General features: G+C 38.1%; 22 protein-coding genes and 1 pseudogene. 12 read left to right on the top strand and 11 right to left on the bottom strand.

What is annotated here, in order from left to right:
- Positions 1–79 precede the first annotated feature (79 nt).
- The 5 genes from exaC to AC1PJ9_RS12175 all read left to right on the top strand — a co-directional run bounded on the left by exaC (position 80) and on the right by AC1PJ9_RS12175 (position 6,364).
- Entirely contained in the window at positions 80–1,591 is a 1,512-nt protein-coding gene (exaC, locus tag AC1PJ9_RS12195) for an acetaldehyde dehydrogenase ExaC (protein WP_004643247.1), read from the top strand.
- Between the two features lie 221 nt (positions 1,592–1,812).
- Positions 1,813–3,249 carry an ethanolamine permease gene (gene eat / locus AC1PJ9_RS12190; RefSeq protein WP_057085780.1) on the top strand — a complete coding sequence of 479 codons (1,437 nt, stop codon included), beginning with the start codon at positions 1,813–1,815 and terminating at the stop codon, positions 3,247–3,249.
- A 14-nt stretch (positions 3,250–3,263) separates the two neighbouring features.
- Positions 3,264–4,649, top strand: a complete 1,386-nt coding sequence (locus tag AC1PJ9_RS12185; protein ID WP_005046422.1) for an ethanolamine ammonia-lyase subunit EutB — start codon at positions 3,264–3,266, stop codon at positions 4,647–4,649.
- A 10-nt stretch (positions 4,650–4,659) separates the two neighbouring features.
- Positions 4,660–5,475: an ethanolamine ammonia-lyase subunit EutC gene (gene eutC / locus AC1PJ9_RS12180; RefSeq protein WP_311087397.1), complete on the top strand. Its 816-nt coding sequence runs from the start codon at positions 4,660–4,662 to the stop codon at positions 5,473–5,475.
- 166 nt (positions 5,476–5,641) lie between these two features.
- Positions 5,642–6,364 (top strand): glutamine amidotransferase, encoded by a 723-nt coding sequence (locus tag AC1PJ9_RS12175; protein ID WP_311087396.1) that lies wholly within the window; start codon positions 5,642–5,644, stop codon positions 6,362–6,364.
- A gap of 545 nt (positions 6,365–6,909) precedes the next feature.
- Here the strand turns inward: AC1PJ9_RS12175 and AC1PJ9_RS12170 are convergent.
- On the bottom strand, positions 6,910–8,637 hold the full coding sequence (locus tag AC1PJ9_RS12170; protein ID WP_311087395.1) for a glutamine--tRNA ligase/YqeY domain fusion protein: 1,728 nt from the start codon (positions 8,635–8,637) through the stop codon (positions 6,910–6,912).
- Between the two features lie 168 nt (positions 8,638–8,805).
- Between AC1PJ9_RS12170 and AC1PJ9_RS12165 the strand changes: the two genes are divergently transcribed.
- Both AC1PJ9_RS12165 and AC1PJ9_RS12160 read left to right on the top strand, forming a co-directional pair.
- Positions 8,806–9,315 (top strand): peptidylprolyl isomerase, encoded by a 510-nt coding sequence (locus tag AC1PJ9_RS12165; RefSeq protein WP_004700945.1) that lies wholly within the window; start codon positions 8,806–8,808, stop codon positions 9,313–9,315.
- 15 nt (positions 9,316–9,330) lie between these two features.
- On the top strand, positions 9,331–10,050 hold the full coding sequence (locus tag AC1PJ9_RS12160) for a UDP-2,3-diacylglucosamine diphosphatase (protein ID WP_263614003.1): 720 nt from the start codon (positions 9,331–9,333) through the stop codon (positions 10,048–10,050).
- Between the two features lie 7 nt (positions 10,051–10,057).
- On the opposite strand, the gene AC1PJ9_RS12155 is transcribed toward AC1PJ9_RS12160, so the two are convergent.
- On the bottom strand, positions 10,058–10,276 hold the full coding sequence (locus AC1PJ9_RS12155; RefSeq protein ID WP_311087394.1) for a hypothetical protein: 219 nt from the start codon (positions 10,274–10,276) through the stop codon (positions 10,058–10,060).
- A gap of 139 nt (positions 10,277–10,415) precedes the next feature.
- Between AC1PJ9_RS12155 and nfsB the strand changes: the two genes are divergently transcribed.
- A complete protein-coding gene (nfsB, locus tag AC1PJ9_RS12150; protein WP_311087393.1) occupies positions 10,416–11,069 on the top strand; it encodes an oxygen-insensitive NAD(P)H nitroreductase in 654 nt (217 codons plus the stop codon).
- Between the two features lie 38 nt (positions 11,070–11,107).
- Here the strand turns inward: nfsB and AC1PJ9_RS12145 are convergent, their stop codons facing one another.
- From AC1PJ9_RS12145 to tsaE, 5 genes are all read right to left on the bottom strand, one after another.
- A complete protein-coding gene (locus tag AC1PJ9_RS12145) occupies positions 11,108–11,965 on the bottom strand; it encodes a DMT family transporter (RefSeq protein ID WP_311088051.1) in 858 nt (285 codons plus the stop codon).
- 129 nt (positions 11,966–12,094) lie between these two features.
- On the bottom strand, positions 12,095–12,601 hold the full coding sequence (gene hfq, locus AC1PJ9_RS12140) for an RNA chaperone Hfq (RefSeq protein WP_479762197.1): 507 nt from the start codon (positions 12,599–12,601) through the stop codon (positions 12,095–12,097).
- A 94-nt stretch (positions 12,602–12,695) separates the two neighbouring features.
- A complete protein-coding gene (gene miaA, locus AC1PJ9_RS12135; protein ID WP_263614008.1) occupies positions 12,696–13,640 on the bottom strand; it encodes a tRNA (adenosine(37)-N6)-dimethylallyltransferase MiaA in 945 nt (314 codons plus the stop codon).
- A 6-nt stretch (positions 13,641–13,646) separates the two neighbouring features.
- Positions 13,647–15,602: a DNA mismatch repair endonuclease MutL gene (gene mutL, locus AC1PJ9_RS12130; protein WP_311087391.1), complete on the bottom strand. Its 1,956-nt coding sequence runs from the start codon at positions 15,600–15,602 to the stop codon at positions 13,647–13,649.
- Positions 15,595–16,068: a tRNA (adenosine(37)-N6)-threonylcarbamoyltransferase complex ATPase subunit type 1 TsaE gene (gene tsaE / locus AC1PJ9_RS12125; RefSeq protein WP_311087390.1), complete on the bottom strand. Its 474-nt coding sequence runs from the start codon at positions 16,066–16,068 to the stop codon at positions 15,595–15,597. Before tsaE ends, mutL begins: the two co-directional genes overlap by 8 nt.
- A 119-nt stretch (positions 16,069–16,187) precedes the next feature.
- Between tsaE and AC1PJ9_RS12120 the strand changes: the two genes are divergently transcribed.
- From AC1PJ9_RS12120 to AC1PJ9_RS12110, 3 genes are all read left to right on the top strand, one after another.
- A complete protein-coding gene (locus tag AC1PJ9_RS12120; RefSeq protein ID WP_311087389.1) occupies positions 16,188–17,096 on the top strand; it encodes a pseudouridine synthase in 909 nt (302 codons plus the stop codon).
- 111 nt (positions 17,097–17,207) lie between these two features.
- Complete coding sequence (locus AC1PJ9_RS12115) at positions 17,208–17,516, top strand: type II toxin-antitoxin system RelB/DinJ family antitoxin (RefSeq protein WP_311087388.1); 309 nt, start codon at positions 17,208–17,210, stop codon at positions 17,514–17,516.
- A gap of 97 nt (positions 17,517–17,613) precedes the next feature.
- On the top strand, positions 17,614–18,057 hold the full coding sequence (locus tag AC1PJ9_RS12110) for a GNAT family N-acetyltransferase (protein ID WP_002049009.1): 444 nt from the start codon (positions 17,614–17,616) through the stop codon (positions 18,055–18,057).
- Here the strand turns inward: AC1PJ9_RS12110 and AC1PJ9_RS12105 are convergent.
- Both AC1PJ9_RS12105 and AC1PJ9_RS12100 read right to left on the bottom strand, forming a co-directional pair.
- On the bottom strand, positions 18,050–18,754 hold the full coding sequence (locus AC1PJ9_RS12105; protein ID WP_311087387.1) for a pseudouridine synthase: 705 nt from the start codon (positions 18,752–18,754) through the stop codon (positions 18,050–18,052). The genes AC1PJ9_RS12110 and AC1PJ9_RS12105 overlap by 8 nt on opposite strands.
- Positions 18,755–18,855: 101 nt before the next feature.
- Positions 18,856–19,074 carry a hypothetical protein gene (locus AC1PJ9_RS12100; protein WP_311069707.1) on the bottom strand — a complete coding sequence of 73 codons (219 nt, stop codon included), beginning with the start codon at positions 19,072–19,074 and terminating at the stop codon, positions 18,856–18,858.
- Positions 19,075–19,328: 254 nt separating this feature from the next.
- On the opposite strand from AC1PJ9_RS12100, the gene AC1PJ9_RS12095 reads away from it, so the two are divergent.
- Positions 19,329–19,781, top strand: a complete 453-nt coding sequence (locus AC1PJ9_RS12095; RefSeq protein ID WP_311087386.1) for a DUF441 domain-containing protein — start codon at positions 19,329–19,331, stop codon at positions 19,779–19,781.
- Positions 19,782–19,843: 62 nt separating this feature from the next.
- Here the strand turns inward: AC1PJ9_RS12095 and AC1PJ9_RS12090 are convergent, their stop codons facing one another.
- The gene (locus AC1PJ9_RS12090) at positions 19,844–20,764 is read right to left on the bottom strand and encodes a LysR family transcriptional regulator (protein WP_311069706.1); all 921 of its coding nucleotides are present in this window, start codon (positions 20,762–20,764) and stop codon (positions 19,844–19,846) included.
- 271 nt (positions 20,765–21,035) lie between these two features.
- A pseudogene (locus AC1PJ9_RS12085) lies at positions 21,036–21,463 on the bottom strand (hypothetical protein).
- Positions 21,464–21,480: the final 17 nt, after the last annotated feature.

The following is a 21,480-nucleotide window of genomic DNA, read 5'->3' as shown; positions in this document are numbered from 1 at the left end:
CTAATTATACAAAGTACGAAAGTACCTACTGACAGGGTTCTTGTTAGTCTTTAGTCCTAAAAAGCAAAGGAATATTTATATGCGCTATATCGATCCAAATCAACCAGGCTCAAAAGTTCAATTTAAATCACAATATGAAAATTTTATTGGCGGTGAATGGGTTGCACCTGTAAAGGGTGCATATTTTGATAATGTATCTCCTGTTGATGGAAAAGCTTTCACCCGTATTCCACGCTCTAGTGCCGAAGATATTGAACTCGCTCTAGATGCAGCACATAAAGCGAAAGCAACATGGAATAAAGCCTCACCAACGGTACGCTCTAATATACTTTTAAAAATTGCTGATCGTTTAGAAGCAAATCTTGAAATGCTTGCTGTTGCAGAAACTTGGGATAACGGTAAAGCGGTTCGTGAAACTTTAGCAGCAGACCTTCCACTTGCGATTGACCATTTCCGTTATTTCGCAGGTTGTATTCGTGCTCAAGAAGGCGGGATCTCTGAAATTGATGAAGATACCATTGCCTACCATTTCCATGAGCCATTAGGTGTAGTTGGCCAGATCATTCCATGGAATTTCCCAATTTTAATGGCAGCATGGAAACTTGCTCCTGCTCTAGCGGCTGGTAACTGCGTTGTGATTAAACCAGCAGAGCAAACACCAGTAGGTATTTTACTGGTTGCTGAACTCATCCAAGATATCTTACCGCCGGGTGTACTTAATATTGTCAATGGTTTCGGTTCAGAAGTCGGTCGTCCATTAGCGACAAACCCACGTATTGCCAAAATTGCTTTCACAGGTTCAACACAAACTGGACAAATGGTGATGCAATATGCGACCGAAAATATTATTCCAGTGACATTAGAACTTGGTGGTAAGTCACCAAACCTTTTCTTTGAAGACATCATGGATAAAGAAGATGATTTCTTAGAAAAAACACTTGAAGGCTTTGCGATGTTTGCCTTGAACCAAGGTGAAGTATGTACTTGCCCTTCTCGTGCGTTAGTACAAGAAAGTATTGCTGATCAGTTCTTGGAGTTGGCTGTAGAGCGTGTAAAACGTATTAAAACTGGTCATCCTCTCGATACCGAAACCATGATTGGTGCTCAAGCATCTCTACAACAACAAGAGAAAATCTTACGTTGTATTAATACTGGTCGTGAAGAAGGTGCAGAACTCTTACTTGGTGGTAGTGGCCGTAAAGAAGTAGGCGATGGTTATTATGTTGATCCGACTATTTTTAAAGGTCACAATGGCATGCAAGTTTTCCAAGAAGAAATTTTTGGACCTGTACTTGCTGTGACAACGTTCAAAGACTTTGACGATGCAATTAAAATTGCCAATGACACCATGTATGGTTTAGGTGCAGGTGTATGGTCACGTTCAGCTCACATTTCTTATCGTGCTGGTCGTGCTATTGAAGCTGGCCGTGTTTGGACAAACTGCTACAACATCTACCCTGCACATGCTGCATTTGGTGGTTACAAGAAGTCTGGTATTGGCCGCGAAAACCACAAGATGATGCTAGATCATTATCAACAAACTAAAAACTTGTTGGTTAGTTATTCAACTAAACCTATGGGCTTCTTCTAAGTTCTGCACCAAGTTGATACCAGACTATCAACATTAGAAAGAAGTAAGCTCATTAATTATGTAAGAAGCCAGTAATTTAGATTACTGGCTTCTTTATTTAGTACTGTTAGTTCTCAAGTTTTTATCATTTGGAATAAAAAAGCGTCATCTATTATCTAAAGTGCTTCATTTAGGCATTGCTTTTGCATTGATTCATACAAACCCACTCGCAGGAGTATTGTATGAATCAACCAGAAACAGCTTCCGTTATTGCTTCAAGCGCAGAAGTTTCATCAGCAGAATATTTTGCTCAGCGTCAACTTAAACAAGGTACCGTGGGTTGGTTACTTCTGATTGGTTTAGGGGTGGCTTATGTTATATCTGGTGATTTTGCTGGCTGGAACTTCGGCATAGCCCAAGGTGGTTGGGGTGGCATGTTTATTGCCACTGCCCTCGCTGCAATCATGTACCTGTGCCTATGTCTTTCTATGTCAGAAATGTCCACCATGATGCCTACAGCAGGTGGCGGTTATAGTTTTGCACGTGCAGCTTTTGGTCCTTTTGGGGGCTATTTAACAGGAACAGCCATTTTAATTGAATACGCAATTGCCCCTGCTGCTATTGCTGTATTTATTGGCGGTTATTGCGAATCTCTATTTGGTATTAATGGCTGGATGATTTACCTCGCCTGCTACGCCATTTTTATGGGCATACATCTGAAAGGTGCCGGCGAAGCCTTAAAAATTATGTTCGCAATTACACTTGTCGCAGCTGTTGCTCTAGTAGTGTTTATTATCGCAATGATTCCACATTTTAATACACAAAACCTGTTAGATATTCCTGTTGGCACAGCAGCTGGTGCAAGTCGTTTTCTACCTCATGGCTATTTAGGCATCTGGGCCGCAGTTCCCTTTGCAATCTGGTTTTTCCTTGCAGTTGAAGGTGTGCCATTAGCCGCCGAAGAAGCAAAAGATCCAGCAAAATCTCTCCCACGCGGTTTAATCGGTGCAATGCTCATCTTAACGGCGTTTGCCATGCTCATTTTATTCTTGGGTGCAGGCGCAGCAGGTGCAAGTACTTTGCAAAACTCAGGCGCTCCCCTCGTCGATGCTCTGGTTAAAGTTTATGGCACCAACACTTGGCTTGCGACTTTTGTTAACTTTGTTGGTTTAGCAGGTTTAATCGCGAGTTTCTTTTCAATTATCTATGCCTATTCACGTCAAATTTTTGCACTCTCTCGTGCTGGTTACTTACCTACTTCACTCTCTTTAACCAATAAAAATAAAGCCCCTTATCTCGCAATTATTATTCCGGGCATTATTGGGTTCTTGCTTTCACTTACCAAAGAAGGTGATTCACTGATTTTAATCGCGGTTTTTGGTGCAACCATTTCTTATGTGTTGATTCTTTTATCCCACATCAAACTACGCCTATCTAAACCCGACATGCCTCGTCCTTATAAAACTCCTGGAGGAATCGTTACTTCAAGTATTGCCTTAGTTCTAGCAGTCGCTGCTGTAGTTGCGGGCTTTGTTGTTAATCCGAAAGTTTGGTTTATTGCTGCCGCTATTTATGTCGTATTTATTGCTTACTTTTTATTCTATAGCCGTTATCATTTAGTTAAAGGTACACCAGAAGAAGAGTTTGCAAATATTAAAGCCGCAGAACAAGAACTATAAAAAAGGATGCAACTATGAGTTATCGCAATATTGTCGCCAATCAACAGTATCACTTTGCTGACTTGAAGACCTTGATGGCAAAAGCAACGCCGTTACGTTCTGGCGATGAATTAGCAGGTGTAGCGGCCAGAGACGCAACCGAACATGTTGCGGCACAAATGACTTTGGCCGATGTGCCACTTAAAACCTTTTTGAACGAAGTTGTAGTCGATTATGAAACTGATGAAATTACACGACTAATTATTGATGAACATGATCTGGCAGCTTTTGCCCCTATTTCACACTTTACAGTAGGTGATTTTCGAAATTGGTTACTTGGAGAAGAAGCCACTGCCCAAAGCTTAAAAGCATTAGCATCAGGTTTAACTCCAGAAATGGTGGCTGCTGTCAGCAAAATTATGCGCAATCAAGATTTGATTTATGTCGCGAGCAAGTGTGAAGTCGTTACCCAGTTTCGCAACACCATCGGCCTAAAAGGCCATCTTTCTACCCGCTTACAACCAAACCACCCTACTGACGATGTACTTGGTATTTCTGCCAGTATTTTAGATGGCTTGATGTATGGCAATGGCGATGCCGTAATTGGCATTAACCCTGCGACCGATAATTTACATAATTTGTCAGAGCTACTGAAATTGCTTGATCATGTCATTCAGGAATATCAAATTCCGACGCAGTCCTGCGTGCTCACGCATATCAGTTCAGGTATTCAACTCGCTGAAAAAAATGTGCCGATTGATTTAATGTTTCAATCAATCGCTGGCACCCAACTGGCTAACGAAGGTTTTGGAATTTCACTCGATTTACTGCAAGAAGGATATGAAGCCACGCTTGCACTCAAACGCGGAACCATTGGACAAAACGTTATGTACTTTGAAACTGGTCAAGGTAGTGCATTATCAAGCAATGCACATCATGGCGTTGACCAGCAAACATTGGAAACTCGTGCCTATGCCGTAGCCCGTAAATATAACCCGCTGTTAGTGAATACAGTCGTCGGTTTTATTGGCCCAGAGTACCTTTTTAACGGCAAACAAATTATACGCGCAGGTCTAGAAGACCATTTTTGTGGCAAGTTACTTGGTGTACCAATGGGCTGCGACATTTGTTACACCAACCATGCCGATGCCGACCAAAATGATATGGATGTTCTCCTTACCCTATTTGGCGCGGCGGGCATTAACTTTATTATGGGTATTCCGGGCTCAGATGATGTCATGCTCAATTATCAAACGACTTCGTTCCATGATGCCCTTTACCTAAGACAACTCTTAGGTTTAAAACCCGCTCCTGAGTTTTCTGCGTGGCTTGAACAACAGGGCATTTTTAAACAACAAAACTCTCAAATTTGCTGGGCAGATCACATGCCCGACCAATTCTCTCGCCTGCTCATGAATTAGGGAGAACACTATGAAACTCAGTCGAGATATTCAATATCCCTCCTCTACCCATCAAGATCAGTGGGAAAAACTTAAACAGTTTACCGATGCCCGTATTGCTTTGGGCCGTGCGGGTTGCAGTATCCCAACACGAGCCTTACTCGAGTTTCAGCTATCTCATGCACAAGCAAAAGATGCTGTTTATCAAGATCTGGACGTTCTCCATTTATCTGAACAATTACAGCAACAGCAGCTTCCAAGCATTCATGTACAAAGTAATGCATCCAATAAAGAAATTTATCTCAAACGCCCAGATTTAGGACGTCAGCTTTCAAGCCAATCAAAAGATGTCTTAATTAAGGAATATGCAGAAAATCCACAACAGTACGATGTTTGTATTGTGGTAGGTGATGGACTCTCTGCAAGAGCAATTGAAGCGAATGCTGTGGCATTTATTACAGCGCTAAGCGAACAAATTCAGCAAGAAAACTGGAGTCTTGCACCAATTGCACTTGCGACAGGTAGCCGAGTTGCTCTTGGCGATGAAGTTGCTGAAATCTTTAAAGCATCTATGCTTGTGATGCTTATTGGAGAACGTCCGGGATTAAGCTCTCCGGATAGTATGGGCATTTACTACACGTTGAATGCATATACAGGCTGCCTCGATGCGAAACGCAATTGTATTTCCAATGTTCGCCCAGCAGGCTTAAGTATTCCAGTTGCGGTACAACGTTTAATCGCATTAATGAAAAAATCAAAACAACTCGGATTTTCAGGCGTTAATTTAAAAGATGAACATCAACTTTCAAACATAGGCCTTGAGGAAACTCAAAAGCTATTATTTTAAACAGTAGAATATGTTTAGGGATTTAGTCATAAATAGATAATCCTTTGCATAACAACATCATTTTAACGAAAAATATCAATTTTCGGGTATTGGCGATTTATACAGATATTCTCTTCTTTATATTTATCGCTATACTCCACGTATTGATCTTCTATGAATCATTTGTATGAGCACAACAAACGCCTTCCCAAAAACTATTTATGCCATTCAGCATCTTGCTTTCGAAGACTTAGGTTCATTAGAAGATGTCTTTTATCAGCTTGGCTTTCGCGTCCGTTATTTTGAGGCAGGTGTTGATGATTTAACCCCTGCTTTTTCACATGAAGGTTTAACCATTATTTTAGGTGGCCCAATCGGAGTTTATGAAACTGACGATTATCCATTCTTAAAAGATGAAATTTCTTTACTCAAACAACGTTTAGCCGCTGATAAACCTACTCTGGGCATTTGCCTAGGTGCACAGCTTATTGCTCATGCACTTGGTGCAAAAGTATATGCAGGACATCAAAAAGAAATTGGCTGGGGTCCACTGAGTTTAAGCCTACGCGCTAATCAAGTTTTATCTGGTTTGCTTAATAATGTGCATGTTCTACATTGGCATGGTGACACGTTCGACCTTCCTGAAAATGCAGTGCTTTTAGCAAGTTCTGATGTTTATACTAATCAGGCATTTGAAGTCGGGAATAATATTCTTGCCTTGCAGTTCCACATTGAAACCACTGAAGAGCATTTTGAAAAGTGGTTAATTGGTCATACATGTGAACTTCGCCATGCCGGAATTTCAATTCCTAAATTGCGCGAGCAAAATATCGAATATGCATCTGCACTTGAACAAGCTGCATTTGAAGTAATTCAAAAATTCTTGAAAAGAATTGGTTATAGTGCCTAAATGAAGTAGTTTCTAATGCTTAATGAATATTATTTTTTACCAATTGGTATTTTGTGATTATTTTTTAAACAAAAAAACTTTATATTTTATTTTTAGAAGCATTTCAGAAAAATTTCAGTGTATTATTAATTTGTAACATAAAATATACGCTGATTTACTATGGATATCTGGAAGTTTATTAAAAGCTTTAATACGGTCAATACTTATTTAATGCTTTCAACTATGCTTCTCATATTATTAATTCTTTATTTTTATGTGGTTAATCCTACCTAAGCTTGTTTGCCAAGGAAGCGAAATCATAAAGAAAAAGAATATTATGAGAAGACCTCCGAATAAAAAGCCCAACCTTACAGTTGGGCTTTTTTGATATCTGCTGTTTACTCACAACATGTTGCTCGTCTTGCGAAAAAGTAAGAGATAATCAATCTCGACTATCTACTCACAACATGTTGTTCGTCTTGCGAAAAAGTAAGAGATAATCAATCTCGACTATCTACTCACAACATGTTGTTCGTCTTGCGAAAAAGTAAGAGATAATCAATCTCTTACTTTTTCTCAGGTTTGAAGCTGTCCTTTAAATCAAGAACACGATTAAACACTGGTTTTTCAGGAGTGTGATCGTGTTGATCTGCAACAAAATAACCTTCACGTTCAAATTGGAAACGGTCTTCAGGACTCGCTTGAGCTAAAGCAGGTTCAATCACAGCCTGAACAACTTTTAAAGAATCCGGATTTAAGTTTGCCAAGAAGTCATCATCTGCATCAGGTGCCGCTTCAGTAAACAAACGATCGTAAATACGTACTTCAGCAGGAATACCTTTAGTAGCAGACACCCAGTGAATCACGCCTTTTACTTTACGACCTTCCGGATTTTTACCTAAAGTTTCAGGATCGATTGAACATTTCAGCTCAATTACTTCACCATTAGCATCCTTAATGACTTCATCACATTTAATCACATAAGCATGGCGTAATCGCACCTCACCATCAGGAATTAAACGTTTAAAGCCTTTTGGAGGCACTTCTTCAAAATCTTTACGGTCAATATAGATTTCTTTAGTCAATGAAATAACACGTTCACCCATATCAACATTTGGATGACGAGCATGCGTAAGATCTAAATCTTCTGGTAAGTTTGTAAGTGTTACTTTTAAAGGATCTAACACCGCCATACCACGCGCTGCAGTATTCTCCAAAGATTGGCGAATACAGAACTCAAGCATTGCAACATCAACAATACCGTCAGTTTTAGATACACCTACACGTTTACAGAAATCACGTAAGCCTTCTGGTGTAAAACCACGACGGCGCATACCAACAACCGTTGGCATACGTGGGTCATCCCAACCATTTACATAACCACCTTCAACCAACTTACGCAATTTACGTTTAGAAGTAATGGTGTAGTCTACGTTCAAACGAGAAGATTCATATTGGTGTGGAACGGATTTAGATTTAACCTTCTCAACAATCCAGTCATAAAACGGACGGTGATCTTGGAACTCTAATGTGCAAAGTGAGTGAGTGATTCCTTCAATTGCATCAGACAATGGATGAGCATAGTCATACATTGGGTAGATTTTCCATTTATCACCAGTTTGGTGATGCTCTGAATGCAAGACACGATACAAAATTGGATCACGCATATGCACGTTCGGGCTTGCCATATCAATTTTGGCACGTAGAACTGCTTCACCTTCTTTCAGTTCACCACTACGCATTTGTTCAAAGCGAGCAAGGTTCTCTTCTACAGAAGCATCGCGATATGGCGAGTTTTTCCCTGGTTCAACAAAACTACCGCGATTTAACTTAATTTCTTCAGGAGATTGCAAATCAACATAAGCATCACCTTGCTCAATTAACTGAATTGCCCATGCATAAAGCTGATCAAAATAACCAGAAGCATAGCGTGGCTCACCATTCCAGTTAAAACCAAGCCATTTCACGTCATTGGCAATACCATCAACATATTCTTGTTCTTCTGCATCTGGGTTCGTATCGTCAAAACGTAAATTACAAAGACCATCAAACTCTTCAGCAACACCAAAGTTTAGACAGATTGCTTTTACGTGACCAATATGTAAATAACCGTTTGGTTCTGGCGGAAAACGCGTTACGATTTGTTTTGCACGTCCGGCAGCCAAATCATCAGTAATGACTTGGCGAACAAAATCTAATCCAGCCTGTTGTTCTTGCTGCGCAGAATCGACAGAGGCATGAGTATTCGGTGTCGGGTTGTTTGGCAGGTTCGAGACAACATCATTAGGCTTCATAGTGTATCAATCACTTCTTTGTAGGTAAAATTTCGAAAAAATAAACGCTATCTTCATTTTTCACAAAGATTTTAACGTTTTTTACTTGCCTTGTAGTTTACAGTTTGCTTATGCTTCTCTCAACCAAAAAACCCATGGTCATAAGCCCATGTTTAGGAGATTAATGTAATGAGTTTTCCTCAAGTCGAATTAAACACCAATAAAGGTCGTATTGTTCTTGAACTAAATACTGAAAAAGCACCAAAAACAGTAGCAAACTTTTTAGAATACGTACGTGACGGTTTTTATGACGGCGTTATTTTCCACCGTGTCATTGATGGTTTCATGATCCAAGGCGGCGGGATGGATGAAAACTTCAAAGAAAAAGCAACTCGCGATGCGATTGAAAACGAAGCTGACAACGGTTTAAGCAATGATGTTGGTACAATTGCTATGGCACGTACTCAAGCGCCTCACTCTGCTTCTGCACAATTCTTCATCAATGTAAAAAACAACTCTTTCTTGAACCATACTTCAAAAACTGCTCAAGGTTGGGGTTACGCTGTATTCGGTAAAGTTGTTGAAGGTATGGACGTTGTAGAAGCAATCAAAGGCGTACGTACAGGTAACCGTGGTTATCACGCTGACGTTCCTTTAGAAAACGTTGTTATCGAATCTGCTAAAATTATTTCTGAATAATTTCAGGATAAAGCTGTGACTTATCTGTTTATTTCAGATTTACATTTGTCACCTGAACACCCTCGACTCGTTCGAGGGTTTTTAGATTTGTTGGTACATTATCAACATAAACAAACACAGCTTTATATTTTAGGTGACTGGTTTAATGCTTGGATTGGCGATGATTACTCAGCACCATGGCTCGATGAAATTGTTGAAGCCTTAAAGGCGTTTAATCAAAAAGGGAATCGAGTTTACTTCCAAGTAGGTAACCGCGACTTTGCTTTAAATCAGGTTTTCCTCAATAAGTTTAATGGTGTATTACTTCCTGATATCTATGATCTTAATATCGCAGGTCACCAATATCGCCTAGAACATGGCGATGCGTTATGCACAGATGATATTTCCTACCAAAGATTTAGAAAAATTATTCGAAACCCGCTTTTAGTCGCTTTTTTACGACGAACACCTCTAAGTTTCCGCACGAAACTTGTCAACGGTTTCCGCAAAAGAAGTCATTCGGACAAACAACACAAAAGTTATGAGATTATGGATGTCAATAAACAGGCTGTTCTCTCTGCCATAAAAGATGTCGATATACTTATTCATGGCCATACTCACCGTCCAGCTATTCATGAAATACAGAACAAACAACGGATTGTACTAGGTGACTGGAAAGAAGATCATGCACAAATTTTAGAAATTGATCCCTCTTCACATCTGCAGCAAATCAAACTAACTGATTGGCATTATTAATTTATAATTAATTATTTTTCAAATGTTTAGCTTGTTTATTTAAATCAAAATCCCAGATCATACATAGACAGGTAAGGAATACAAATTTCCAGTTTATATGTCCATATTTTTGATATTCGATGTATAAAATTAAAAGACACAATACAAATGCAAAAATTAGAAAGGCTTTAACAATTCTAATTTCTCCCAGCTTACTCTTTGCATCTTTTGGCATTAAATCAAACATTTTCAATAAATTATTAAAAAATTTATATAAGTATTATATTTCTTTATCACATTAAAATGCAGATGTTTTTCTCTAAAATCGCGTATGATGCCAAAGATTAGAACCCTTCCATGGTAATAAGATTGATATGGAGTAAAGTATGGATTTATTAAGTACGGTTAAAAGTCGCTACACCACAAAAGCGTATGATCCTGAGAAAAAAATTCCTCAAGAAAAATTCAATAAGTTATTAGAAATTTTACGCTTTACCCCTTCTTCAGTGAATATTCAACCTTGGCATTTCTTGGTTGCTGATAATCCTGCGGCTAAAGAACGTATTGCTAAGGCTTTAACAGGGCGATATGCCTATAATGCACCAAAAGTTCTTGAGTCATCACACACACTCGTATTTTGCACAAGAACAGATATTTCACCTGAATTTTTAAACCAGTTACTTGAACAAGATGATTTAAGCGGCCGATTCAAAGATGAAAAAGCAAAGCTCGGCCAAAAAGATACTCGCCATGGCTATGTTGAGTTCTATCGTAATGAACAAAAAAACTTATTTGGCTGGATGGAAAATCAAACTTTTATTGCTTTAGGACAACTACTTTTTGCAGCTGGTCTAGAAGGAATAGATGCAACACCTATGGGTGGCTTTGACGAAGATATTTTAAATGAAGAATTTGGCTTAAAAGAAAAAGGCTTACGTAGCTCTGTAATTGTTTCACTTGGCTACAGAAGTGAAAATGATTTCAATGCCAAGTTGCCAAAATCTCGCCTGCCGGATGAAGTTATTTTTACACATTTATAAGAACTTAGTGGAGTTCAAAAGAACTTTCTCTTGAACTCCTATTTCATGGTAAATGCTAAACACACTAGACCACTTATTCCTAAAATTGTTCCTAACATTGTTGGCAGTTTTAATTTTTCTTTATATAAAACTACACCACAAGCCATCCCAAGCAATACGACCAAAATATTCATGCTGGCAAAAACAATTGCTGGAGAGTCTTTAAGTAAAATATGTGCTTTAACATATAGAGCTATATTTGAAAAATTCAAAACGCCAAGCATTAATCCAGCCAATGTATTTTTAAAATGCCATGCTGGCTTTTTTTGGAGTAATAAATAAATAATTGATAAAACAAAGGCCGTTATAAAAATTAGATTCAAAGCCAATGTAAACTGTAAACCTAAATTACTCGTATATTTTAGTAAGATATCTACTGCTGCATAACCAAACCAGACACTCATCAATGCAAAAATTGCTTTTTTTGATTGATGCCCAGAAGATGCCTTGAATTGCCCAAATACAATTAAAAGAACAGCAAAAATTCCTAAACCTATGCCTAATAATTTAAGAGAATTAAACTGCTCTTGGAAAAAGAAATAAGCTGCCAATAAAGAAAGCACTACAGATAGGCGCTGGGCAATTTCTGTTTTCACAATACCGGCATATTCTAATGATTTAGCAAGGCACAAAAAAATACTCGGTAAAATGATTCCTAAAGCGACAATGAGCCACCAAGGCGTGTGTTGTCTAGAAATATGCTGAATATCTGGCTTAAACCACCAATAACATAACAAGCTAGCACTTGCATAATTCCATGCAATCATCTGCATGGGTTGATATCCTTTTTTCTTTAAATTTTTTAGTAGTACAGAAACCAGAACACTGCACAGTGCTGCAGCAAATATTAATATCATTTGCAAAGAACCTATTAACCTAAATTATAAGAACGAGAGGTCAACCACAGATAGCTTTAATATACTTTTTATATTTTTAAAGCCATAAAAAAACCAGTCATCACTGACTGGTTTTTCTAAGCTAATCAATTAACGATTATTTTCGTCGTCTTGACCATCTTCAAATTTAGAATCGTTGTCGAAACCACCTTGATGACCACCAAAGCCGCCTTGACTACCGAAGCCGCCTTGACCACCAAAGCCGCCTTGACTACCGAAGCCGCCTTGACCACCGAAGCCGCCTTGACCGCCGAAGCCGCCTTGACCACCGAAGCCGCCTTGACCACCGAAGCCAGCGCCTTGAGCACCACCAAAGCCAGCGCCTTGACCACCGAAGCCACCTTGACTACCACCCTGAGCTGGGAAACCTGCACCTTGTGCACCTGCTGGGCGTGGGTTACGTGCTGGAACAACAGTTGAAATAGCGTGTTTGTAAACCATTTGACTTACAGTATTTTTTAATAAAACAACATATTGGTCAAAAGATTCAATATGACCTTGTAATTTAATACCGTTAACAAGGAAAATAGAAACTGGGATACGTTCTTTACGGAGAGAATTTAAGAACGGATCTTGTAAAGTTTGACCTTTAGACATTTTTAACTCCAAAAAAAAATTTTTAAATCAGCGCAAAAAAACTATCTTTATTTTTCAACTAAAAATTATAAAAAGACAGTGTGCAAATTTTGCTTTATCCATAAGAGTTTCGCAAGTCTTCTTTCGCCTGCTTTATCGTCAAGTAAGTTTTAAAATCGTGTATTTCTTGCAAAGAACGTAACCACGTATATTGACGTTTGGCAAGTTGTCGTGTTGCAAATAAGGCTTTATCCTCCATTTCCTGCTTTTTTTTGAGACTCATATCACTTTTTAATAGAAATTCGAGAGCTTGTCGATAACCAACAGAACGCATAGAGGGCAAATTTTCATCTAAATCGTATTTTTCAATTAGAGATTCAACTTCACTCAAAAAACCGATATCCCACATTTTGCTTAATCTTTGCTCAATGCGTTGATGTAATTCTAACCGATCTGGAAGTAAAGCGTAGTTATGAAATATGTATCGATATGGTACGTTTTTTGGTTGTTCTGCCTGCAATTTGGTAATAGGTTCACCAGTAATACGGTAAACTTCCAGCGCCCGAATAATTCGTTGTTTATCAGAAACCTTAAACTTCACTCCAGCGGCCGGATCTACGGCAACTAGCTCATCGTAAACAGCCTGCCATCCTTCATTCGCTGCTTTTTCTTCAATTGCTGCACGGACATTTGCATCTGCACTTGGCAAGTTGCTTGATAAGCCTTCTAACAGCGCCTTGAAATACAACATGGTTCCTCCTACCAAAATAGGAGTTTTGCCACGTGAATGCATCTCGTCAATTAGAACACAAGCATCTTCAACAAACTGGGCAGCCGAATAGACCTCAAGTGGAGTAATAATATCTATTAAATGATGTGGATATAATTCCTGCTCTTCGCGAGTTGGCTTAGCTGTACCTATATCCATATCTTTATAAACAAGTGCAGAATCAACCGAAATTAACTCAAAATTTCCACGCTCGTAAAGTTCACATGCCAAAGCGGTTTTTCCGCTTGCAGTTGGTCCCATTAAATTGATGACGGGCAATTGATTTGACATGTAAAACTACTCTCCTCGAGCAAATAATTTATCTAATTGAGATAATGGAAATGCACGCCAAGTTGGACGACCATGGTTACATTGACTGGCAAATTCGGTTTGTTCCATTTGACGCAATAATGCGTTCATCTCTGAAAGGCTGAGTTGTCTATGCGCTCGCACTGCCCCATGACATGCCATACCAGCCAATAGCTCATCACGCTTTTGTAGTAAACCTTGAGCTTCATCATTTGGATCTAAATCATTTAGAAGCTCGGGAATAAGATTTTCAAAATCTGCTTTTTGCAAAATAGCTGGTACACCACGCACAATGACTTGCTCATCGCCATACAAATCAATTTCCAACCCTAAACGCTCAAGTTGAGGTTTTAAGTCTTCAACCCGTACAGCTTGCATACGGCTAATTGAGATCACTTTAGGTATAAGCAACTGTTGAGATGTCCAAAACTCAGGTTTATCCCAAGCATTTTTCATTTGTTGCAGCAAGATACGTTCATGTGCTGCATGCATATCAACAATAATCAGACCTTCAGTATTTTGTGCCAGAATATAAATTCCATGAAGCTGAGCAATGGCAATACCTAATGGAAATTCATCAATTTTAGCGACAGGCTCAATATTTTCATCAACTGAAAAATTGGCAGCAGGTTGATCACGTAATGGGGCCAAGTAAGTCTTTAATGCATTATTTAACTGCGCAGAACCATTATATTTTGGTGCCTGTTCTGCATAGTGAACAGCTTGTGGACGACTGTCATTAAAATCAGTTAAAAGTTCAGTAGAGGGCTGATAACTACTAGGCTTGTCTAGTGTTGTATCAACAGCTTGCTCTGTGCGATGCAATGTGAATTGTTCTTGATATTTAGGCTGAGACTGTACAAATGAAGCCTGAGTATCGTCCACTTTCATAGCTTGTGCTAAATCAGCACTCGCTGTCTGAAATTGTGCTAGTGTTTCTTTAGCGTAATGTCTTACAAACTCATGTACTTCGCGTTGATTTAGGAAACGAATCTCATGTTTCGTTGGGTGAACGTTAACATCAATATTTTCAGGATCAACTTCTAGGAAAAGTAAATAAGATGAATGCTGATGACCATGTAAAATTCCGTCATAAGCCATTCTTAAAGCATGTGAAATCGTTTTATCTTTAACAATTCGACCATTTACATACACGTATTGTAAATCTGCTTGAGCACGTGCATCTGAAGGATGTCCTAACCAACCTGACAACCGCATGCTAATGCTTTCGGCATCTATCCAATAAGCATTTTGAACAAATTGTTGACCTAATAATTGCTGGACACGCTGAAATCTTAATTCACCGCTATCTGCTATTGGTAAATTAATTCGAATATTATCGTTATGCTCAAGTACAAAACGTATATCAAAATGCGTTAAAGCCAAACGGCGTACGATTTCTTCAATATGACCAAATTCAGTGGTTGGCTTTTTTAAAAATTTACGGCGAGCAGGAACATTGAAAAATAAATCCTGAACTCGAATATGAGTACCCTTTTGAGCAGCAACAGCCTGGACTTGCTGATGGTCAAAGGCCGTACCATTCACTTCAACCTGATGACCAATTCCGCTTTCATCTTGGCTACTGGTTAAAGTCAAACGTGAAACTGCAGCAATAGAAGCCAATGCTTCACCACGGAAACCCAAACTCACAATTGCGTGTAAATCTTCAGCTGTTTTAATTTTACTGGTTGCATGACGCATGACCGCTAGTGACAAATCATCAGGATGAATCCCATGTCCATTGTCAATAATCTCGATTAGTGTTGAACCACCTTGTGCAATCCGCACAATGAGTTCCGTTGCACCTGCATCAATTGAGTTTTCTAATAATTCTTTTACAACTGATGAAGGGCGTTCAATCACCTCACCGGCAGCAATCTGGTTGGCTAACGCGGCGTCTAATGTATGAATACGACGTTGTGTTAGCTTTTCATCAGTCATGAAGCTGTTCCTGCAAAGTCTGGTACAAATGCTCTGTTGGTAAAGTTAAGGTGACGAAACGATCAAGTTCATCATCTGATTTTTGAATATCAATGACGATATCCGCCTCTGGGATTTCGTCTCCACCTTTCGATGGCCACTCAAATAAAAATAGTGCATCCAGAATATCTAAGTAATCACGAATTCCCATTAATTCAAGTTCGTACGGATCATTGAGACGGTATAAGTCAAAATGAAAAATTTCTTTATTATTAATTTTATAGGGTTCAACCAATGTATAAGTTGGACTTTTAACCGAGCCTTTATGCCCTAGAGCCTGCAAAAAATAACGGGTCAATGTCGTTTTACCGGCGCCCAAATCGCCAATCAGATAAATCACACCAGCTTGAACATGCTGCGCCAATGCCTGAGCTAAACGCTGGGTATCTTCTTCATGATTTAAGACCATTTTCAATGAATACGACATAACACACATAACATGATTCAAAATAATCGATATGATACCATTGCCCTGCTTTAAAGCCTACTTAAGTCCTCAAAGTTGGCTTTTTTTACACCACATTTATTAAATATTGACACACTTTTATGTCTAGTCCGATTGAATTTTTCCCACCTATGGTTGATGGTGTAAGCGCAAGCCAAGTCTATCTACCACCGCAAACAAATGCCCACACCATCTATCAATTTCTTTGTGAAAACTTTCCTCATATAAAAACAGTAGAGTGGCAGCAACGTTTTCAAGATGGACTTATTTACGCGGCAAATGGCGAAAAATTAACATTAGACAGCCCTTATATAGCAAACACCCATATTTTTTATTATCGATTCCTTGCCTATGAAACCCACGTTCCATTTGAACATCAAATTTTATTTGAAAATGATGACTTGCTCGTTGTAGATAAACCTCATTTTTTAACCATTAGTCCAACCGGGCAATATGTACAAGAAACGCTATTAGTCAGATTAAAAAAACAAACGGGTAATGAGTTTTTAACCCCAATCCATCGATTAGACCGTGAAACTGCGGGAGTCGTTTTATTTTGCAAACGACCACAGTCACGCGGAGTTTACCAACAGTTATTTGCAGATCGTCAAGTTCATAAGATTTATCACGCAATCGCTCAATATAAAGCTGAATTAAAATTTCCTCAGACTTTAAAACTATATTTAGATAAAGGTACGCCCTTTTATACAATGTGTGTTATCCCCCATACTAAAACCAATACAGAAACAAAAATTGAGTTGATTGAGCATAACCAATCTTGGGCTAAATACTGTTTAACACCCACTACAGGAAAACAACATCAACTCCGTGTGCATTTATGTTATTTGGGAATTCCAATTAAAAATGATCCTTTTTATCCAGTAGTTCAACATAAAGCCGATGATGATTTTTCTCAGCCGCTACAGCTTTTAGCGAAACAAATTTCTTTCATAGATCCACTGACAAAACAGGAAATGGTTTTCAATTCTCAGTTTGAATTGACACTGTAATCACGCCGTAATGACAAAAAGATTATTTTTTATGCTGAAAGACATTGAAATTACATTGCGATGGTTTAAAATAAATCCCTAAAAATTAAAAATCATTTGGTTTTGTTATTCATGCGAAAAACAGAAGTTTATCAGGTTCGACTTGACTCCCAAGAGAAAAAACAGGCTTTTGCTGTTTTTAAACAATTGGGGATTACCCCTGCCCAAGCAGTGCGACTGTTCTTTAAACAAGTCGTCTTAACTAAATCTATTCCTTTTGCGATCGAAAATCAGAACATTAATATGGAACAATTATTAAAACTGAGAAAAGCGAAAGCATCTTCATTAAATCAAAACTCTTCAGCTTTAAATGAAGATGATGACCATGAAGATTTATTTGAAGAGTTAAATGCTCTATTAGGTGAAAGTGACAAAACTTAACGGTGTTGCATTTTTAAACAACTTTTAACGTCAGTTGGTTGGTTTTTTAGTTATGCTCTCTTTGTAAAAATATAAACATAAATACAAGGAGCGCCTAATGATTGTAAGACGAGCGACCTATGAAGATCTAAGTCAACTTGCTGTTCTATTTGATGAATATCGTCAATTTTATGGTGCATCTTCTAATCTTGATGAATCACATCATTTTTTAAAACAACGTTTTGAAAATAAAGAAAGTGTGTTTTTCATCCATATTAAAGATGAAAAAATCACAGGTTTCGTTTTACTTTATTTAGGTTTTTCTTCAGTTGCTTGCTCAACTTACTATATCTTAGATGATGTCTATGTTACTCCTATGTTCCGTCGTCAGGGTTCAGCAAAACAGCTCATCGATACAGCGATTTTATTTGCAAAACAAGAAAATGCTTTACGTATTAGCCTAGAGACTCAAACGAATAATCATGAATCTCACCGTCTCTATGAAAAAATGGGATTTATTCGAGACAGTGAATTTCAGACTTTCCACTGTTTTCTTAAATAATATTTTGAGCGAGTTGTTTTTCCTGCTCCGACAAATACACCCAATCCCCTTCCTCAATTTCAGGTAAAACCAATTGACCGATTTGATGTCGATGTAATTTTTCGACTCTATTGCCCACAGCTGCAATCATTCTTTTGACTTGATGATATACACCTTGATGAATGGTCATTGTTAACTGATGAGTTCCTAATAGCGCCACATCTGTCGCAGCAAATGTACCCTTTTCTTGGTGTAAATTAACACCTTGAGTAAGCATTTCAATTTGCTCAGGTGTCACTGGATCTATAGTCGTAACATGATAAACCTTTGGAACATGTTTACGAGGATGAGTTAAAGCTTGAAGATATTTACCGTCATCTGTGAGTAAGAGTAAGCCTGTTGTATCTTGATCTAAACGGCCAATGGCTTGCACGCCACGTTGAATCATGATTTCAGGGAGTAGACTAAAAACACTTTGATGATGCTGAGGATTGTGTGAACATTCAAAACCTTGCGGCTTATTTAGAGCAATATAAACTTTTTCTCGATATTGATAGGTTTCCCCAAACAGAGAAAACTCTAAATTTTCAGGGGAAAACTGTTTTTTAAGATCGCTCACTACCTCCCCATCAATACTTACTGATCCATTTTTTATTAACTGCTGGCAATATTTACGTGAACCAAACCCTTGTGATTGCAAAATTTTTTCCAGCAGCATACAGCTTTCTCTTTAAAACGAAAGCATTATTTTAACGCAGTTTCAGAGTATTATTACTTTTTGCTTGTTCATCTTTGTACTTAACGTCTATTAATTTTGAATTATTCTTCAATGACGCGATAAATATTTTCGTTTTGTTCACTTTCAAATAATAATTCAGTTGTAGGTAAGATCACTTCATTATCCACAATAATATGTTCAATACGCTGACTTAGCTTTAAAGGCTCATTTTCATGTTCAACTAAATTTTTCTTTAATTGAGCTTTTGCATCATGAATTTTGTCGAACTGATCTTTAATTTTGATATCTATAATATCCATACGACTAACTCCGCAATCATGAGTAGTGATTATTTTTATATCATACTCTCTCAAAAGAAGGGTTTTTAAGTTGTTAATTTATATAACATTGTGTCCAAGCGTAACTAAAAATAAAACTTCTTATCATTGAGGCATATACATTAAAATTCTTATTAAAAAGGCCATCTTTATACTTTATCGCTTTTGAAAAGCTCTCACATTTTGGCTCTCAATTATTATACAATTCAAATTATTTGCTTTTCTTGCCGCCTCTCATGCTTGCCCAATTCGATGTTAATTTAGTGGTTTTATTAGTTCTACTTTTCTGCGGTTTACTAAGTCAAAATGCAGCTGTAACTATCGCCGCAGGCATCTTAATCGTCATTAAAATCACACCGTTAAATCAATTTTTTCCTTATATTCAAGCTCATGGGCTCAACCTAGGAATTCTCATTTTAACCATTGGCGTACTGACTCCCATTGCCAGTGGTAAGCTTAGCGGAGAGAGTATTTTAAAATCCTTTATAAGTTTTAAATCTTTGCTGGCTATTGCTATTGGTCTACTGGTCGCTTGGCTAGGTGGCCGTGGTGTGAAACTCATGTCAAGCCAACCTGATGTGGTTGCAGGCTTGCTTATTGGGACAGTTGCAGGTGTTGCCTTACTCCGTGGTGTACCTGTTGGTCCTCTGATTGCTGCCGGCCTGCTGTCTTTATTCATTGGCAAATAGATAATAGATATTAAAAAGGTGCTTAATCGCACCTTTTCGACACTTAGGCTAAATTATTTGTTTTATCCAGAATAATAGGCGTTTCGTTTTAGCGAGAACTTTTCTAGCTGCTTTAAAAATCCTTCAAAATAGCTCTTCTCTTTTTCTTCAGTTCGGTAGCCTGCATATAATGTACGTCTTAAACCAGCTGAAGAAACGCAGTCTAAACGGCGGCTAGTCACCCAACCTTTTTGTTCATATTCATTCACGACCCAATCTGGTAAAGCAGCAATACCTCGGCCACTTGCTACAAGTTGAATCAGCATTTGAGTTAAATCTGTTGTTCGAATCTGTTTTGGTTGAATATTTGCTGGTATAAACAGTTTCGACATAATATCTAAACGGTGCTTATCAACTGGATAAGTAATGAGAACCTCTTCTGCAAGATCCTGAACTGTAATATTTTCAGCACGAACCAATCGATGAGTATTTGATAAAACCAAACGTGACTCATATTCAAAAATTGGAAAATACTCGATTCCTTTTAATGCAATCGGATCGGCTGTAATAAGTAAATCAAACTCACCGTTTTGTAAAAGCTCATGTGGATTCGCTTCAAAGCCCGAAGCAAAGTCTAAGTCTACGTCTGGATACTGTTGTCGATATTGATTTAATAAAGGCATTAACCAGTCAAAACAGCTATGACATTCTGAGGAAAAAATAATTCTGCCTGTTTGTCCATGAACAATTCGCGTAATGTCACTCTGTGTGATTTGAATTTGCGGTAATACATCATCAGCCAATTTGAGTAAACGTTGCCCAACATTCGAAAAGCTAACAGGTCTACTCCGTCGATTCACCACTTCCACACCATACCAATGATCTAATTCTTTTAATTGGTGAGAAATAGCAGACGGTGTTAAACACAAATCATTAGCAGCCGCAACAAGTGAACCATGTTCACGTAAAGCAACCAAAGTTTTAAGATGACGAATTTCTAACATGGGCAAAAGCCTGAACAAATTGATTTATCTATTAATTTTTAAACTCATCTGTTGTTTATCAGCAAATAGAGTCAGTTTAGATAAATCACTATTAATGAACAGTATTCATGTTATCACAATACTAATTAATTTACCTCAACATGAACTTTACTTCATTATTTTTATAAGAAGTGAATTTTCATAATTTTAAAGTTAAGTATTTTCTCTCAATCGAAACTAGAAAACCTTTTATATAGACAAAGAAAAAGGCCTCATGGCCCTTTTCATTTCATCATTGTGCTTTTGCTTTGGGAAATGCCTGCTCAAAATCGATAAGCTTAAAGCTTTTCACCAAGTCATCTTGCCCATACGTTACTTCGTAAGAAGTTGGTTTACCACTAAAATATGCTTCAGTTGGTGTTCCAAATACTTCCCATAGCCCAAATGAAGCAACATCTGCTATGCCATGGCCAAATGCACGGCTGACTTTCGCCCATTTTGGATAACCTTGCTGGAAAGTATAAATTTCGACTCTTGTACCATCACGATATTCAGAAAGTACTGGTGCTCCAAACTCAGCAATAACATAATTGCGAGAACTACCCGGATTTAAAACATTTAAATTTTTTTACTTGGTTGATTACCCGCCATAAAGACTGAGCAACCAGACATAGATAAAATGACCAACCCCATAAGGCAGGCAATACTTAATTTTCTCACGCTTTAGATTCTCTATT

Source organism: Acinetobacter sp. 70_2 (genome assembly GCF_056736115.1).
This window is presented reverse-complemented; position numbering and strand designations above follow the sequence as displayed.